Raw genomic sequence first — 15,452 nt, 5'->3', positions numbered from 1 at the left:
ACATCGTCTCCTTTTAAACAAACATCTCATGTAGATATGCTTTTTTTAGATTTTGTAGTTTATCTAACTTATGCTGATGAAGTGCAATAAGATCGTCTAGCATCAAAAAATATGCACCTATTTGTTGTTGTTCTTCATGAGATGCGGGAATCATTATTTCTTTCATTAGTAGGTCATTTTTCGTCATACCCTTGATAGATGTACCTTGAACAGATTTTTTTTCTTTTTGAAGTACATTGTATAAAGCATAAGTTGCAAACCATTTGTCTAAGTTTAAATTGCTAATGGACAAAAAATCTTGACTTGTAGCATACTCAAACGGTATTAACGCTAGCTTTCCAACACCGACTCGAGTTACAACAGCAATAGAATTTTTGGGAATAATTTTCGTTGCTGAATTATTCACAGCTTCTTCTGTTATTTTCTTTCTTGACTCTTTTATTACTACAATGTCTTCAGTTAAATCTGAGGATTGAATCCAAGGTATATTTCCATTCCAGTAGTCTTCACAACTTGTTTTTGGCGTACCCCCACTAGAGATTTGATTTCCGAATTCGAAAACCTTGCGCTGTTTCCAATCATCATCAAACTTTGTAAACCTTCTTTTAGGAACGAACTCACCCTCAGCAGGGAACATCTCTGAAAGATAGGCAGCCTTTAATTCTTTTGTCTTTTCTAGCTTGTGCTGTTGAAGGATGATGAGGTCGTCAAAGTGTTTAAGGAAATTGCCTATTCTAATTTGTTCGTCTATTTTAGGAATCGAGGTAGAATAATCATGGACGTCATTTCTATTTAATGTTGGTACTCCACTTCCACTTCCAAATCTAGTTAAGTTTACATTTTGATAAAGATAATAAATAAATAATGGATAATTATCAAAAAAGTTAGTGACCCATAAAGAAGTATTGTGCGGCCAAAAATCATCATCGATATATGAGACATTTCCGATTGATCCTGATCGACCTGTTACTACACCTGGACCTTTAACCTTGTATTCTGAATTCCATGCTCCAATACCATTTGAAAATACCACTGGGTAGGGGCCACTCTTCATTGAAGATTTAGTTAAGTCAAACCCCCTTTGTAAGGGAGCGATTTTTTTCAATTCAAGTTGATTCCAAACAATTTCATTATGAAATTGTTTGAATCGCCGCTTTGGTAATAGATTTTTTTGCTCTGTCATGATTCCACCACCAGTTCACTCATCAATGCTTCAAACGCTGATTCTAAGTTGCGACTTTCTTTGTCGATAGCTGACAGTGTATCAGCATAGCGATTATGCAACATCTGAAGGGTGTTTAACTCGTTTTGCAATGGTAGTTCTATTAGACGAACTAAAGCATTGACTGTATTACCGAACCATTTTTCATACATCAAGTTATCGATTTCGTCGTCTTTCAAAGTCAAGATTCGTTCTTGTACCGATTTTTTTAGTGCGTCTTCATCTGCAGTTACTTTTTTGTTTAGCGCAGATTTTTCAGATAGTAATTGTTCAACATTTTTTAGATGTTTATATTCAACTGAATCTTTGACCACTTGTTTCAATTCGGCTTTGAGCGCTTTGCTGACAAATGCTTCACCAGCTTCATTCAATGTATCACCTAATGCATTGGCTTCTTCGCTATCTTCGACCTTTGCAGCCTCGACTAAATCAGCTAATTCTGTTTCAATTTCTTGAATGCGTGATTTCTTTGTTTCAATTTCTTCTAACTCATCGCTGTATAGTTGTTTTTCAATCAATGTGTTCGATACAATACTGCCAATCCAACCGTCTTGTTCGACTCGTGTTTTTTTGCCAGTACCTCTCGTCACCATATTCGGTTCACGTGTACATCCGGCTGTATAGAAATCACTTAGGGCAATGATTTCTGTGTCATGTGATAAAGATTGTTTCCAGATTTCTGCGATAATTTGGTAGCCGTCATAGACATCAATATTGTCGAAGGCTGAAAGAATTACTTTTATCTCGTCCAGCATGTTCTCCATCAATTGTGGCAACGTACTGATACTCTCTACATTTCGAATCGTATCGAACTGTTTATGGATATAAGTCGTTATTTCATCTTCAAGTTCTTTTGATTTTTCAAGGACACGCGGATCATTGAAGACAAGAGTAGAGATTTCTTCAACCGGTTTCACCAACTCGACGTAACCCTTACGGACTTCCTTTAAAGACTCATTCAATACATCAGGCACCGTGGACTGCAATACTTTCAAATCATCAATGTTCTGTTGAGGAATCCCACCATACAAGTGCGCGTCTACATCTTGTGGAATTTCTTCATCTATTGCTTCGACATAACGTGAGATGTTCATGTTATATTGATTTCTAAGAATTTCTTCTCGCTTCACTAATCGGCTATAGCCTGTTTCTTCTCTACGTTCAACGAACGTATCAACAATTTTAGCGATATCTTTCTCGAATAGAACGTGCTGTTTTCCGACTTTAGTGAAACCGTGAGAAGCGTCTATCACGAGTACAGGTTCCCCGGTTTCTCGATTCTTTTTCAAGATTAAAATGGCTACAGGGATTCCTGTATTGGTAAATAAGTGACTTGGTAACCCAATAATGGTATCGATGTAGTTTTTCTCGAGTAAACGTTCCCGAATCTCGCCTTCTGCGCCTCCCCGGAAGAGAACACCGTGAGGCAATACAATCGCCATCGTCCCATTTTGACCTAAGTGGAACAGGCCGTGTAATAGGAATGCAAAGTCTCCTTTTGAGTCTGGTGGAAGTGCGCCGGCGACCTCAAAACGCGGATCACTGACTTTAAGTCCCGCTGCGTTCCAGTTCTTCACAGAGTAGGGTGGATTCATGACGACAGCATCAAACTGTACGCCTTCATTCGGGCGTTCAGGATCTTCTGGCCAGTCTCGCGAGAGAGTATCGCCATTATTGATAACCATTTTTTCTGGACGAACCCCATGGAGTAATAAGTTCATACGAGTCAAGTTATAGGTCGCTGTATTTTTTTCCTGTCCATAATAAGCGAGATCTTTTTGAACCTCATCACTTAAATGTTTCTTGACCGTTAGGAGAAGTGAGCCTGAACCGACGGTAGGGTCATAGATTGACTTTATATCGGTTTTTTTTGCGATGATTTGGGCCATGACTTCACTTACTTGTCGTGGGGTATAGAATTCTCCTGCTTTTTTCCCAGACTCCATGGCAAACTGACCGATGAGATATTCATAAGCGTCACCTAGTACATCACCTTTTTGTAAGGCAATCATGTTTAAGTCTGCAAATAGCAAAATCAATGCTTTAATATTTTTACTGCGTTCGTTTAAGTTACCACCCAACGCGGTATCCGTTAAATCTAGCGTAGAACTTGAGAACAACCCTTTGAAGTCACTCGCATCATCATATCCGGCGATGGTGCGCTCAAAGTTATTTAAACTATCCGTTACTTTTTGGACTTCAAAATCTCCGGAATTGATGTCTTTAATCCAAGTTTGATAGAGATACTCAGGTGCAACATAATAGCCGAGAACATTTTGAATCATTTTATCTAGCTGTTCTCCAAATTCGACGTGCGCTTTTGAGTATTCTTCTACTAATTCAGCTTGAGTCATATTCTCTAGACCACTCGTTACTTTGAATGTTTCTAACGTCTTATCACTTAAGAACTTATAGAACATCAATCCGAGCATATAATCCTTATAACGACTTGCGTCCATTGAGCCGCGCAGTTCATTTGCACCGTCCCATAATCTACGTTTAATTTCTTCTGATGTAATCACTGTATATCCCCCAATAATTTTCCTATGATATATAAATCGATGAAGCGGTGTCACTTACTAACGCTTATATCATATCAATATAATTTTATGAGTGTCGACTAACTAAAATCTATCTCGTTAATCGAATGCTATATGAAAGTAGGTTAGCTGCTTTACGCTTCTCATGGTTGAATCACTTAGAACTCACTTCGTTATCTAAGTGACCTTTCATGTGACGATAATGATAGACCAGACTATTCAAAAGCGCCTTAGGCTCTGTTCTTTATAGAGAACAGATCGGCTAGTCCCATGTCTTCGTAAGACTGTTTTTTGTTTTGCATCATTTCATTCTGAATACGTTGAATCTCAAAACATAATTCTGCATGTCTTTCTTCAGTTCGTTGTGCAATCCTTTTTTGCTCTTCTAGAGGAATGTTCAGGAATGGTAATTGTTCTAAATCTTTACGGTTAAGAACGGGGATGGTCGTCCCGCTTAATTTACTCGTGAGAATGAACTGTGCCACTGGGCTTTCTAGATAAAGCTTTAGGTATTTAGGATTTATCAATTCCCCACAACGAATGCCCAGAAAGTTTTGCGAAAACAGCAGATATTCGTCTTCTACATCGACGTGGGCAACCTTGATTGATCGTCCACGCACCGTGATAAGGAGGTCACCTTTTTTCAGTCTATAGTCTTCAAGATTAAATTTCTTCTGAATGCTATATCGAGTAACATTTTCATAAAACAGTTGACCATCTTGTACATCTGATGCTTTGACGACTTTATATTGACCTTCCGTATCCTCATCACTCGGAGAGACATTGTATCCTCTGAAAAATTTTACAAAATCACCTAGTGATAACGTATTCATCTCTTCTATTTTATCCATGGATACTTCGATATTGCCGAAAGGTTCGATTGTGAGTTGGTTTGAGAAGATGTATTGAGAGGGCAATAGATTGCTTTCGTTTAGTTCACTGTTTCGGACAATTTTGCTGAAGCCACTCTCAACTTTCCAAGATCGATACGTCTCGATAATTTTTTTCATTCCTTTTTCACTAATAGCCCGTTTTCGTTTACCGATTTCTTGGTACAGTTCTTCTCCATTAATAAACAAAATCTCGTTTTGTCTTTCTGAGTCTTTATCTTTATTCAGTATAATGAGGTGCGTTTGCAAGGCTGTATTTTGATAAAGATTAGATGGGAGGGTGATCACAGACTCGACATAATCCAAATCGATAATGTTTTGACGGATTTTCGCGCTCGCTCCCCCTGCATATAGGACTCCACCACTCATGATTACTGCCGATCGCCCTTTATCTTTTAAACTGACAAGTGCATGGGTCAGAACAGCAAGTTCCATCTTACTAGAGGGTGGGGTGCCAAATACAAAGCGATTATATTGGTCGCCTTCCGGTCGCCATGAAAGCCCAAATGGCGGATCAATAATGATATAGTCAAACTTTTCTAGACGTTCATTTTCTACGAATTGAGGAGAACTGATGATATCGCCAAACTTGATAGTCGCATCCTTGACTCCTTCAACGAAAAGTCTAACTTTTGTAATTGCAATATTAATCGGATTAATGTCTTGTCCTGTCAATTGAAGTGTCTCTTTCTTCATAGCTGCATGTTTATAGGCGGAAAGTAAACTTCCTCCGGGACCACACATGCTGTCATGGAAGCTACCACTACCTGGATCTATTAGTTGGATAGCTAAACTATTGATGGACGGAGGGGTAGGGAATAAATGCGAAGTTCTAGACCCAATACTAGAGAGTTCGTCAATCAGGTCATCAATAAAGATCGATAAGTCTTTTATTTCGTTCAAATATCGATCTAACTCTAGCCAAAAGCGTCTCAACTTCTCTACTGATTTGATGTCAAGATGTTTAATGCCTGATAGCTCAGAGTGTACCTCTTCTATTTCAGTTAGGATTGTATCGAGTTTCAGCTCGATATTATCTTCTTCACGCACAACACGACCCAGATAGTCTTTTCCTTCGACTCTTTCTAAATGTTTGAATAAGACACCTAAGACAAATGGTGAAATCTCAGGATCGTGATGTGTGGCATTACGTAAAGATTGAATCGCTTCATATAACGACTTTTTCGCCATTTACTTCACGTACCTTTCTTTTTGATATGCACAATATAAAATCTGTTTTGTTGATAAGTTGAATATAACAAACATCACTTAAACAAACAATACTTTTTTGAAAGTTATGCATAACTTTCAAAAAAGTTAATACGAAATTTTTTTATGGTGTATTGAAATGAATCACTATGTTTCGTGACGCAGACTTCGAACAACCGCCAGGGAGTTAGTCCATCGACCGCTCTACATGAACGATTGATACAAAGGGAACGTTGATAATCCCATCACGCTCATTAGCTATCTCGACGGCCCGCTCCAGGTAGTTCGTACGATGTACGAAGCCCTTAAATCGTTTAATTTGCCGCTCTTCTACATACTTTACTTCTACTGTGTCCCCGCTAAAGATTGCATCGTTCAACACATTCTCATAAATTGAGAGCCCTTGTTCATCGACATCGGGCATCTCAATCTTCTGAATCTCTTTGTAGTATTTCGTAAGCAGTGCTCGATGCTCCGGCATCAAAAATGGGATCCACTTTAACTCCCCCCGGTCACGATACCTTGTCATAAAAAGTCCCTACTCAAAAAAACGAACATTTGTTCTTATTTTATGCCCGCATTGTTCTGTTTGAACAGTCTTTTTAAAGATTCGTGACCCCGTGTGTCTTTTTTTCGTATCCTAACTCGTTGGCCTTTGGTGCAAGGTTAGTCAAAAAAAGTAACCTCTGACTCTACTAGGAAGGGCACTGAGAAAAGGAAAATTCTCTCGTGATAAAAATTAATTTATTGGGTTATAGAACTATATATTGGAATCTTTTTCAGTTAGACTTATGTTTGAAGAGAATAGCTTATAGTAAGGAATGCGAGTATATTTTGAGAGGAGAGTAACATGAATGTACACATATCGTTTGTTAACACCGACTGAGTCATTTGAAGTTTCAGAGCTTCATTACGTGGACGAGGAAGAAGTAGAAAAAAGTTATAAGAAGTCAAAGGGAGAGTTTCTGACAGAACCCGTACATCTAAGTGGAACGCGCATTGAAATACTCGATGACGAAGTGCGTATTTGGACATCTGATATTTCGGTACATACGTTTCAAATTCTTAATGGACCTTTTGGAGGATCCTTAATAATCAAAGAAGTGCAGCTCTCCCCGTCGACTGAATCAGGAATCGACTTCGATATCAGCGTATCGATTGGAAAACACATAGCATAGTGTTCTTCAGAATATGAAAAAAGTGACGCGACTTTTAATAAAACATACAAAGAGGGAGGTACTAGAAATGCATACCTATAAAATTATAACGCCGATTGAAGAAGATATTAGCGATACGTCTGAACATGATATGAAATATTTATTCGATCCTATGATACTAGAAGGTATCGGAATCAAAGTCAATTTTGGAAAAGAGATAGAAGTTCTCGTGTCAACATATATGAGTCAAAAATTCCAAGTGTTCGATGAAGCGTCCCATTATATTTCCGAAGTCATACTTGAGCCGTCTAATGAAGACTTGATTGATATTCTCGTTACTATTCCCATATATCTAACACCTAAAGAAGGCAACTCTGACTGGGATGTACTTGATTGAAAATGGATTAGTCTAAAGCAAGTTATTCAAATCTGAATGCTCTCGATTGCGTTGTTTCGAATTCAAACAAAACTGCTTAAACAAATTGCCTAATTACATGTTTGTAGTCCACTTTAGATTTTTGAACCATCCACCGTTTGAGATTAGGAAGGAGATATTGCAGTGTACACCTATCGGATTCTTACCCCTACATACTTTGCAAAAAACGAGTATGTATATGATACACCACGGAATTTAATCGAACCTTTTATCCTGTGCGGAGAAGAGTTGATTGTGCATCAGGACAGCGTTGCAATCTTTACATCAAAATATTCTTTGCATACTATTTCATTTCATACCTTCACTAAAATCGAAAAAAATTGTGACTTGACCATGTCTGAAATAAGAATCGTCCCATCTTCAGAAGAGAAGGTTGATTTAGATGTGTTATTTGTGTCTTTTGAAAAAATACCTCTCCCTAAGTTGAACCTTTCTGATGACGATTTAAAACCTTTTTAACTCCTGAACTAGAAGTGAAACGAACGCTCCAATGCTTCACTTAACGTTAGATGGCATATGGATATTTGGCGAAGCATAGAATCACGTCCGGCTGCTGAACCGGAACATAAAAAAGCCCATAGTAAGCTACCCGCGTAGAATGAATTTACTATCATTCATGCGAAGGAACTGCTATGGGTTAAAGGTCAATTCGAATAGGAGAAAACAGAGATTTGGACGACACCAGGAAATTAGACGAGTCAGATATATGACAAAACAAAAAAGGCAACGTCATAAAGAATCACTAACGTATCATTTTTCCATTTTTGTCGTCAGTACAACGCTCCTCATCACCAGTTAATCAAAATACTCTGGAAACAATTGTCTAATCATTTCATCAGTGGTTTCTTCATCGAAACGACGATCACTTTCAAAGAAATTATCACGTTTCCGTTTATTTAAAGAAATGAATAAGTTATTTTGTGTATCATTCTTGTCAAAAATGACTTCCTCATGGTCTTTAAATAGGTAGTAAGGTCTCGTCAGTTTTAGTTGAGTACTCCCATCCAAAGTTAATGATCCATGTGCATCTTCTTTATTAATGACAACAGTTCTATCCTTCATGATTAGTTTAAAAACAGGTGGGTCCTTAACAAAAAAAAATTCTGGTGCAATAGGACTGCTATGTTCTACAATCATTCCTTCCTTTCCATCTGGGGTCTCGATGATATCCCCGGTGAAAATAGACAATTTATTTATGGTGTACCCCGTGCTATTTCCTACATCATACATCGTAAGATTTGGCAGCTCAAAACTGCCAGTGTCTAATTCAGTCGCATGAATTGCAGACACGGTATAATCACTTGTATACAAACGTCTTAGCCTATTATATATTTCCGTAAGTTCAGAGATTCTACTAATTTGATGATCTTGAATCTGCGCTTGGGAGTTGATATCATTTATCAATTCTAATAGCGGTTCCATGGAACTAACTATATTGTCATTTTCGTAAATATCAGCCATCTCTCTCATCCTTCCATTTGGTGTTTGTAATTGTGATCGACTGAATCAAACAAATACTCGATACTGAGCTGTCAGCAATGCAACTTTCTCAACCATCCTAAATTTAGAAAATATTTCATAATTTTTTACACCTTACTATCCTTACAGATATATTTTAACACTTAAATGGAACTTAGGATCAAGATTTATAAAGTGTTCATCCGTTAGTCTGAAGACCGCTCCACATAGATGATTGCCTCGAACGGCACCTGGATGACACCGTCCCGTTGATTGGCCAGTTCGACGGTCCGCTCCATGTAGTTCGTCCGGTGCACGAATCCCTTGAATCGTCTCATCTCCCGCTCCTCCACATATTTCACTTCCACCACGTCCCCACTGAAGATCGCGTCATTCAATACGTTCTCATATATTGATAAGACCTGTTCATCGATGTTGGGCATCTCGATCCTCTGAATCTCCTTGTAGTATTTCGTCAGCAGCGCCTTATGCTCGGGCATGAGGAAGGGGGTCCATTTCAACTCACCTCGGTCACGATACATCGTCATCACAATTCCTCCTTTCCATAAAACGAACGTTTGTTCTTATTTTATACCCGATTTGTCTCATTTGAACAGTCTTTTTCGTAATCGGTGATCCGTGCGTCCTGTTTCCGTACTCTAGCTCGCTGGTCGTCGATGCAAGGGACGTCAAAAAAATGACGCACCCTTCGGCCCGTCTTCCTTCGCTCTTGGCTCAAAGCAAGGCTTTTCGCTCGTTGGCTACGGAAGCCTGGTCCTCCGTGCGCTCTACGCATTTTTTTGATGCTCTCCCTACGGTCGCCCTTGCACCGTCTCCCGACGCTCGCTTCGTTTCCGTCAACAGGACGCACAACGGTGTTCGTTCTGAGGTCGGCTTATCCGAAAGGGGACAAACTATCATGGAACTCACATCCATCATCGAGGTCATTCGTATCAAACAGGAGATTCGCGAGGAGATGGTCGCTCTCGAGCACGCGACGCTCCGCTCACCGGCGTGTGCCCGGTCCATCGCGGCACCGTTCATCGCTGACGACGACCGTGAGGTCTTCCTCGTCATCATGTTGAATACCAAAAACCGGGTAATCGGGGTCCACCGGGCGCATGTCGGGAGCGTCAACTCGAGCATCGTCCACCCACGGGAGGTGTTCAAATGCGCCATCTTGAACAACGCCTCGTGCCTCGTCGTCTGTCATCAACACCCGAGCGGGGACCCGACCCCGAGCCGGGAAGACATCGAAGTGACGGAACGGTTACATGAAGCGGGACAGCTCGTCGGCATCCCGGTGCTCGACCATCTCATCCTCGGAGCGGACGAGTCATACGTCAGCATGAAACAGCGAGGTTACATGGGTTGAATGGAATGGAGTGGGGCCGGGGGACCGGTCCGTCCGGTAAGGGCAAGGACGAAAAACATACGTTTTTCTTTGACGGGACGGGCGACTCGCGTTGCTCTCGCCTGGATCCGTAGAGCGGGATCCGGAAAAGGTTCGTTTTCGCATGACGAAAACGGTGATACGGGATGCAAGCATCAAAAAAGAACCTGTCGTCTTCTATACGCAGGTCCTCTGTGTCGTTCTGAGTTGTATCGTCTTATTTGATTTCAATCGTCTGTTCGCCCAATTCGTCACCGCCTATGCCTTGCGTGGCTACCAAGGTGACCGGTGTCTCCAAGTCGTCGAGTTCATAGGCGACGGCGTTCGAGACCGTGCCGTCCTGTTTGATGGTCTCGAGCTGACTGTCGAGGAACTGCTCGTCCGGCAGCATGCCAACCTCGAGGGTGTTGACCGCGTTCGGGTCATTGTCTTGGATCGCCTCGAAGACGATCATCCAGGCACTTGTCGGGTCGATGTCTTTCCCGGTCAGGTTCGTCGTGTCATACCAGATGGCGAGGACCGCTTTGTCGCCATACTCGTTCCCCGGCTCTCCGGGTGGGATCACTTTCGTCTCGGTGATCTGAATCTTGAGGTCAATCAATTTTGCTTCACCGTCTTTGAAATAGACGTCGCTCTCCGCCGCTTCGTTTTCTGTCTCTTCTGTTTCAATCGTCTCTGTCACGGTCTCTGACCCACTCGTTGTGTCCTCCGTGGTCGAAACCGTCTCCTCTGTCGCACCACATCCGGTGGCGAGTAGTAACAGCAGCGGGATGCCCCATAATCCGATCGTCTTTGCCATGTCATGTCCTCCTTTGATTTTAAATGTGCCTGTCATCCATCCTGTCTGAGTCCTATAAGACGCCAGAACAGAAACTGTTAAATATTTACTTGTTGCTTCATTCTATCACGTATGTCCGGTTCACCCATTACAAATAATCTGTCAGGTATTTGGGGCAGGAGATGTGTATCTTAGAGGAGAATCGGGGGAGTCTCACACGCCTGAGGATCCATTTCGCATCCCGTGCGTCGCCTGTCGGAAAGCCAAGTCGGGCTCATGCGTGAGCGTCTAGCGCCAGTGGCAAAGTCGCTCATCGCACCGCTGCCCCCCTGACGGCCCGATAACAAGAGCTGCTGGCTCACCGCCGCATCTCTATGTTCCTGGTCCTTTCTGACGGGAGGCACGGGGCGTAAGGGCAACGTCAAAAGCGAGATCGAGGGCGTGTCTAACGTCAGGTAAGGTACGTTTTTGCAGGACAAAACCGAGGTGGTCCGCGTGTGGATATTTCGCGATATGACGAACAGATTATTAATCACTAATCAGAGTATAAGCAAAGAAAAAAGAGAAAGAGGTTTCCGTAAAAGTATCGGAATCTCATTCTCATTTAATCCTGTTCTATCTAGTAAAATTATTTATAACAAAACGTAATCAGGCATTACACCCAAGTCGCCCGCCATTGGACCCACCAATTAATATACCTGCAAATAAGCTAACTCCAAAAGTCCAGAAAGTTTCCATGAGGATTGAATTCAGATGTTTTAATAGTATTTGCATATGCATCGCCTCCATAATTGTCATGTTTGATAGCGTGATACTAAAATAACGCAAACTAACAATTAGAATAAATGCAGGTAAAAAGATGGCAAAGTATCGAAACTTTGGATAATGCCTCATTACATTTTGTATTTATATACCTATTATGTCACTTGAATTGAATAAAGACAATTATTTAGAGTTCTCATACTTCAAAATCCAAATTTCATTCGACGAGATTGGTTTCTTCATGTACATAATCTCGCCTTTTTATTAAGTCATCAAATCAATAAGTCGACTTTTATAGCCGTCGCCGTCGCTGAAAGTTGTAATATTATTCAAGACCTTCTCATAGACCAATAGGGACAGTTCATCGACAGTCGGCATCTCAAATTTTTAATTCTCTTTCTAATACTTCGCCAGCAACGCCTCGTGCCTTATCGTCTGTCCTCAGCACCCGAGCGGGGACCCGACCCCGAGCAAGGAGGACATCCTCGTCTCCAAACGGTTACATGAAGCGGGGGGCCTCATCGGCATACCGGTGCTCGACCATCTCATCCTCGGTGCGGACGAGTCATACGTCAGTATGAAACAGCGAGGTTACATGGGTTTAATGGAATGGAGTGGGGCCGGGGGGGATCGGTCCCACTCCATCCGGTAAGGGCAAGGACGAAAAACGTACGTTTTTTTGTGACAAGACGGGCGACTCGCGTTGCTCTAGCCTGGATCCATAAGACGGATCCGGGAAAAGGGTCGTTTTCGTATGACGAAAACGGAGTGGTTCGTGCGTAGATATAAGATAGTATTTTGACGTGTCTCGTAAAGAGTTCTTTTGATGAAACGATAGAAGTAAAAACGCGGTTTGTTTATTAAAAATGACCATGTTTTCGAAACAAGCCCTAGGGCTTGTTTGAAACAACACCTGGGCTTACGTGAAATTAGGCGAGATGTTTCTTACGTGGATGCGAGGTATTGTTAGGCTATCAAATGGAGAGGATGATTCAGATGGATAAATTCCAACTAGACCAACAGACGATGGACGAAATGACGGAGGTATTGCTTCGACGCCTTCCAGACCGGCTTCAAGAAGAAGTTGACGATTTGAAACTCGTGAGCATGGATCTTCTTTGTGATGTGAAGGAAGGAGAACGCTTGACCCACCTCACCGTCTTTTTCAATACCAATATGATTCGACGGAATCGTCGTACATAAGAAAAAGGAATCATGGTATACATGTATATGTGTATACAATTTTTAAAAGTCTTCATTTCTGTAGGTTCATGAACAAGGACTGAACTGGCTCTGGACGGGGAATCGTTCTATAGACAACCGGAAAGGGGGAGACGTGATGGATGAGGGGCTGCTTGATGACTATGCGTTCGAAGAATTGGATCCGTTCGTTCGGACGGTGTTCTCAGAATTGATGGAACATCCCGCGTGGATGCGTGTCGTCGACAGGCAACATTGCGTCGAGAAGGTCGTCCGGTTCGATGAAGGACGGAACTCGCCTTACTTCCGCGTAGTGATCTATCTGGATGCAGAGGAGCGTCCGACCAAGATTGTGTATCTATATGGGACATGGGTGGTGGCGGATGGAGACGTCAGCTTCGTCGTCTCAGAGCTATCCAAAGGTGTATTCGAATATGAAGTGATGCATGTCCATTGGCTCATCAAGTATCGCTTCGAGGATTGGGGCGTGTCCGAGGACGGGGCATGGGAGAAGGAATGGTGATTTGGGCTCATGCGTGAGCGTCTAACGCCTGATGGCGAAGTCGCTCATCGCACCGCTGCCCCCCTGACGGCCCGATAACAAGAGCTGCTGGCTCACTGCCGCATCTCTATGTTCCTGGCCCTTTCTGACGGGAGGCACGGAGCGTAAGAACAACACTAAAAGCAAGAACGTGGGCTTGTCGATCGACAAGCGAGGGAAACCATTCAGTCGAATGGTTTTTTGTTTTTACCTAGAGGCACTTTACTTTTCAAATCAGCTGTTTATCAATGGTTCTTAGAATAAGGATTGAGAATGAAAGAGTCTGCGTTGACATGTCTTCTGAATCGAGTGATTGATTTTTCTATTCAAGTTTGGAGCATGTGTACATTGTATAATACAATATATGTAAATGATGAGAAGGTAGGGATTTATATTGTATAAAGCTCTATTAATTGCAGTCAATGAGCAACGTGACCATGAGATATCCGCTCTTCCGAATACGTTAAACGACGTAAGAGAAATCAATCGATTATTGACAGAAGAGCCCGCCGTATTCGATAAATCTGACGTCCAGATTTTATATGGGAATTTGACCACCAAGTCAATGTTAGATCATGCATTACATAGTTTTTTTAGAGATGCGTCTCCAAATGATGTCTTATTTCTCTACTGGGCAGGCCACGGGGGGTTCAGTCAAACCAATGCGTATTTCATTCCATATGATGCAGGTATTCATGCCATAGGTGACACCAGCATCAACATGTCCGATGTCAGAGACCATATCGATCAAACAAAGGCCCGCACAGTCTTGAGCTTTTTTGATACGTGTCATAGCGGTGCGCTCATGCGATCAATCGACAATCTGATGGAGAGAGGGCTTGAAATTAAAGGGTCCGGTAAGTTCGTCATCGCAGCGTGCACGGAAAATCAGTTGGCTTGGGATCGAAACGGGCATGGAGCCTTCACAGATCATTTGATCCGTGGCCTAGAAGGTGGGGCGACGAACCCGAGCGGGGAGATTGATATCTACACGCTTTATGCTTACGTCAGCCGGGCTCTCTCGAAAGAATTCGAGAATCAACATCCTGTCTTAAACAGCACGCTCTCCGGTCCACCTGTCGTCATCAAGAATGTAAAGACGAGAGAGGCCGGATCGAATCTGTCACCGGCACCACTCTTCGATGGTGGGCAGCGAGTGGTCGACAACTCTGGAGATTGGTTTCTACTAGGACGTGTACACGCACGCTACTTCTCATATCGCTACAACCGTTCTGACAAGGCATACAGCTTGATCTTGAAGGCCGAAGACAACTCGAGAGGGGTCGAGGAAGTGCTCAAGCAGATGTGGAGAACTGAGCAACCTTTCGCGATTGAAGATACGGCTGAATATGTCCGCGTGGCCGAGGTGAATGTGGAAGTGGTTGGGGGCGAAAAAACAATCAACCTCAAGCTGGTCTCGAGTGAAGACAGACATGGCAGTCATATGTTTAGTGAAATGACGGTCAATGGTATTAAACCCGATGAAATCGCTAAGCTGAGAATCGATCACTATCTATTCAACAAAGAAGTTCCAAGACATGTCAGAATGGATCATTCGGAAACACTCATTTACGGGAATCCATCCGGCTATGAGGTGTCCGATCGGTTAATCCCGGATTTGCTTGATCAGCATGTCACCCTGGAATGTATCAGACTACACCTCATAGCGGTCCTTGTATTCAAATCAATTGTGTCTGAAGTGAGCTCATTGCATTTATTTGTCGAACGCGGTGCCATCACGAGGATTACCATCGAAGGTAGGCGGCCCCGCGTCTACTCGAACGTCAATCCGTCAATAGTGTCAGTGGACGAACCGGTACATTTTTCATTGGACTATTGATACGATCCGCGTACATGAGTAAGCGA

The 15,452-nt window shown here is 42.3% G+C and carries 14 protein-coding genes and 1 pseudogene; 8 read left to right on the top strand and 7 right to left on the bottom strand.

Translation table 11 applies throughout. From position 1 onward, the window contains the following. Positions 1–13: 13 nt before the first annotated feature. The 4 genes from M467_RS19370 to M467_RS19355 form a co-directional block, all read right to left on the bottom strand. Positions 14–1,183 carry a restriction endonuclease subunit S gene (locus M467_RS19370; RefSeq protein WP_021065797.1) on the bottom strand — a complete coding sequence of 390 codons (1,170 nt, stop codon included), beginning with the start codon at positions 1,181–1,183 and terminating at the stop codon, positions 14–16. After that, on the bottom strand, positions 1,180–3,744 hold the full coding sequence (locus M467_RS19365) for a type I restriction-modification system subunit M (protein ID WP_021065796.1): 2,565 nt from the start codon (positions 3,742–3,744) through the stop codon (positions 1,180–1,182). The genes M467_RS19370 and M467_RS19365 overlap by 4 nt, the downstream gene beginning before the upstream one ends. Positions 3,745–3,992: 248 nt before the next feature. Continuing rightward, positions 3,993–5,843, bottom strand: a complete 1,851-nt coding sequence (locus M467_RS19360) for a type I restriction-modification system subunit M/S (RefSeq protein ID WP_021065795.1) — start codon at positions 5,841–5,843, stop codon at positions 3,993–3,995. Between the two features lie 205 nt (positions 5,844–6,048). Further along, complete coding sequence (locus M467_RS19355) at positions 6,049–6,390, bottom strand: YolD-like family protein (RefSeq protein WP_021065794.1); 342 nt, start codon at positions 6,388–6,390, stop codon at positions 6,049–6,051. 325 nt (positions 6,391–6,715) lie between these two features. Between M467_RS19355 and M467_RS19350 the strand changes: the two genes are divergently transcribed. The 3 genes from M467_RS19350 (at position 6,716) to M467_RS19340 (ending at position 7,913) form a co-directional block, all read left to right on the top strand. After that, positions 6,716–7,039, top strand: coding sequence for a hypothetical protein (locus M467_RS19350; RefSeq protein ID WP_021065793.1), 324 nt, complete (start codon positions 6,716–6,718; stop codon positions 7,037–7,039). 67 nt (positions 7,040–7,106) lie between these two features. Then, positions 7,107–7,415 (top strand): hypothetical protein, encoded by a 309-nt coding sequence (locus M467_RS19345; RefSeq protein WP_021065792.1) that lies wholly within the window; start codon positions 7,107–7,109, stop codon positions 7,413–7,415. A gap of 162 nt (positions 7,416–7,577) precedes the next feature. Beyond that, complete coding sequence (locus M467_RS19340; protein WP_021065791.1) at positions 7,578–7,913, top strand: hypothetical protein; 336 nt, start codon at positions 7,578–7,580, stop codon at positions 7,911–7,913. 336 nt (positions 7,914–8,249) lie between these two features. On the opposite strand, the gene M467_RS19335 is transcribed toward M467_RS19340, so the two are convergent. Both M467_RS19335 and M467_RS19330 read right to left on the bottom strand, forming a co-directional pair. Then, positions 8,250–8,915, bottom strand: coding sequence for a hypothetical protein (locus tag M467_RS19335; RefSeq protein ID WP_021065790.1), 666 nt, complete (start codon positions 8,913–8,915; stop codon positions 8,250–8,252). A 203-nt stretch (positions 8,916–9,118) separates the two neighbouring features. Further along, positions 9,119–9,460, bottom strand: a complete 342-nt coding sequence (locus M467_RS19330) for a YolD-like family protein (protein WP_021065789.1) — start codon at positions 9,458–9,460, stop codon at positions 9,119–9,121. A gap of 371 nt (positions 9,461–9,831) precedes the next feature. On the opposite strand from M467_RS19330, the gene M467_RS19325 reads away from it, so the two are divergent. After that, positions 9,832–10,287, top strand: coding sequence for a JAB domain-containing protein (locus tag M467_RS19325; RefSeq protein WP_021065788.1), 456 nt, complete (start codon positions 9,832–9,834; stop codon positions 10,285–10,287). A gap of 235 nt (positions 10,288–10,522) precedes the next feature. Here M467_RS19325 and M467_RS19320 read toward each other — a convergent pair whose 3' ends face one another. After that, positions 10,523–11,104, bottom strand: coding sequence for a DUF5067 domain-containing protein (locus tag M467_RS19320; protein ID WP_021065787.1), 582 nt, complete (start codon positions 11,102–11,104; stop codon positions 10,523–10,525). 1,162 nt (positions 11,105–12,266) lie between these two features. On the opposite strand from M467_RS19320, the pseudogene M467_RS31590 reads away from it, so the two are divergent. From M467_RS31590 to M467_RS19305, 4 genes and pseudogenes are all read left to right on the top strand, one after another. After that, positions 12,267–12,497 (top strand): annotated as a pseudogene (locus tag M467_RS31590) (JAB domain-containing protein); the annotation flags it as partial. A 344-nt stretch (positions 12,498–12,841) separates the two neighbouring features. After that, positions 12,842–13,048 (top strand): hypothetical protein, encoded by a 207-nt coding sequence (locus M467_RS19315; protein WP_021065786.1) that lies wholly within the window; start codon positions 12,842–12,844, stop codon positions 13,046–13,048. A 136-nt stretch (positions 13,049–13,184) separates the two neighbouring features. Further along, the gene (locus M467_RS19310; protein ID WP_021065785.1) at positions 13,185–13,568 is read left to right on the top strand and encodes a hypothetical protein; all 384 of its coding nucleotides are present in this window, start codon (positions 13,185–13,187) and stop codon (positions 13,566–13,568) included. A gap of 412 nt (positions 13,569–13,980) precedes the next feature. Further along, positions 13,981–15,426 carry a caspase family protein gene (locus tag M467_RS19305; protein WP_021065784.1) on the top strand — a complete coding sequence of 482 codons (1,446 nt, stop codon included), beginning with the start codon at positions 13,981–13,983 and terminating at the stop codon, positions 15,424–15,426. Positions 15,427–15,452 lie beyond the last annotated feature (26 nt).

It is taken from the genome of Exiguobacterium chiriqhucha RW-2, from assembly GCF_000416965.1.
Taxonomy (GTDB): domain Bacteria; phylum Bacillota; class Bacilli; order Exiguobacteriales; family Exiguobacteriaceae; genus Exiguobacterium; species Exiguobacterium chiriqhucha.
Note: the sequence above shows the minus strand (reverse complement) of the source record. Positions and strands in the feature narration are given on the sequence as shown.

Coding starts and splice junctions, on each gene's coding strand:
- M467_RS19330 (WP_021065789.1), bottom strand. CDS start 9,460: ATGACGATGTATCGTGACCGAGGTGAGTTGAAATGGACCCCCTTCCTC.
- M467_RS19350 (WP_021065793.1), top strand. CDS start 6,716: ATGTACACATATCGTTTGTTAACACCGACTGAGTCATTTGAAGTTTCA.
- M467_RS19320 (WP_021065787.1), bottom strand. CDS start 11,104: ATGGCAAAGACGATCGGATTATGGGGCATCCCGCTGCTGTTACTACTC.
- M467_RS19315 (WP_021065786.1), top strand. CDS start 12,842: ATGGATAAATTCCAACTAGACCAACAGACGATGGACGAAATGACGGAG.
- M467_RS19345 (WP_021065792.1), top strand. CDS start 7,107: ATGCATACCTATAAAATTATAACGCCGATTGAAGAAGATATTAGCGAT.
- M467_RS19335 (WP_021065790.1), bottom strand. CDS start 8,915: ATGGCTGATATTTACGAAAATGACAATATAGTTAGTTCCATGGAACCG.
- M467_RS19360 (WP_021065795.1), bottom strand. CDS start 5,843: ATGGCGAAAAAGTCGTTATATGAAGCGATTCAATCTTTACGTAATGCC.
- M467_RS19325 (WP_021065788.1), top strand. CDS start 9,832: ATGGAACTCACATCCATCATCGAGGTCATTCGTATCAAACAGGAGATT.
- M467_RS19310 (WP_021065785.1), top strand. CDS start 13,185: ATGGATGAGGGGCTGCTTGATGACTATGCGTTCGAAGAATTGGATCCG.
- M467_RS19370 (WP_021065797.1), bottom strand. CDS start 1,183: ATGACAGAGCAAAAAAATCTATTACCAAAGCGGCGATTCAAACAATTT.
- M467_RS19355 (WP_021065794.1), bottom strand. CDS start 6,390: ATGACAAGGTATCGTGACCGGGGGGAGTTAAAGTGGATCCCATTTTTG.